1 protein-coding gene is annotated in these 1,367 nt (G+C 63.2%); it reads left to right on the top strand.

Going from position 1 to position 1,367, the window contains the following annotated elements:
* The coding region (locus ABYA88_RS16480) for a complex I subunit 5 family protein (protein WP_373188465.1) at window positions 1–1,314 on the top strand (1,314 nt) is incomplete at its 5' end.
* Window positions 1,315–1,367 lie beyond the last annotated feature (53 nt).

Here is a 1,367-nt window from a genome sequence, read left to right as displayed (position 1 = left end):
TTCCTGCCCGGCGGCGGACTGATTCTGCAGGGCGATGCCACTTCCCTGCAATTCGTCGCCCTGTCATCGGTGCTCTGGCTGGCCACCACCATCTATGCCATCGGTTACCTGGAAGACTCACCCCTGCGCTCGCGGTTCTTTGGCTACTTCAGCCTGTGCGTCAGTGCCACTGTGGGCCTGGCACTGGCCGGCAACCTGGTCAGCTTCCTGCTGTTCTACGAACTGCTGACGCTGGCAACCTTTCCGCTGGTGGTCCATCGCGGTACACAGAAAGCCCTGCGCGCCGGACGGATCTATCTTGCCTATACGCTCGGAGGCGGGGCACTGCTGCTGATGGGCGTGGCGCTGCTGCACAGCCTGATCGGCAGCCCGCAGTTCCAGGCGGGAGGCTACCTGGGGACGCTGTCTGATGCCCACAGTCCCAGCCTGATCCTGGCGTTCGCGCTGATGATCGGCGGCCTCGGGGTCAAGGCCGCGCTGATCCCATTGCATGGCTGGCTGCCACAGGCCATGGTCGCCCCCGCGCCGGTCAGCGCCCTGCTGCATGCGGTTGCGGTGGTCAAGGCCGGCGCCTTCGGTATCGTCCGGGTGGTGTATGACGTATATGGGGTAGAGCAGGTGCAGGCCCTGGGGCTGGCAATCCCCTTGCTGGCACTAGCCACCGCCACCATCCTCTATGGCTCCGTGAAGGCACTACAACAACAGGAATTGAAAAAGCGCCTGGCCTATTCGACGATCAGCCAGGTCTCCTATATTACCCTGGGCGTCGCGCTGATGGGTCCGATTGCCGGCGTAGCGGCGCTCGCGCATCTGGTACACCAGGGCCTGATGAAAGTGACATTGTTCTATTGTGCTGGCAATTTTGCGGAGACCCTGGGTATCCACCGCATACGGGAAATGGATGGCGTTGGCAGACGCATGCCCCTGACCATGGCTGCTTTTACCCTTGGGGCGCTGGGCATGATCGGCGTACCGCCCACCGCCGGCTTCATCAGCAAATGGTATCTGGGCCTGGGCGCACTGGAGGTCGGACATGACTGGGTCCTGCTCGTTCTGGTGCTCTCAGGCCTGCTGAATGCCGCCTATTTCCTGCCCTTGATCTACCGCGGCTGGTTTGCCAGACCGCCGACACGATGGCCAAAGGAGCGCGCACTGGGCAGCGGCAAGCCGGGGCTCGGCGAAACCCACTGGATGCTGCTCACCCCCGTACTGTTCACCACCGTTCTGGCATTACTCGCCGGACTGTTCGCGGCTAGCGAGCTCAGCCCCCTGGCCTGGAGCCAGTTGAGCATCGACAGGCAGTTTGTTCCATGAGCCCATTGCTCTGGCTGCTCGTACCCCTCACCCCGCTGCTGGCCGGCGCGCTA

The sequence above is a fragment of the Halopseudomonas sp. genome (assembly GCF_041579695.1).
GTDB lineage: Bacteria > Pseudomonadota > Gammaproteobacteria > Pseudomonadales > Pseudomonadaceae > Halopseudomonas.
Note: the sequence above shows the minus strand (reverse complement) of the source record. Positions and strands in the feature narration are given on the sequence as shown.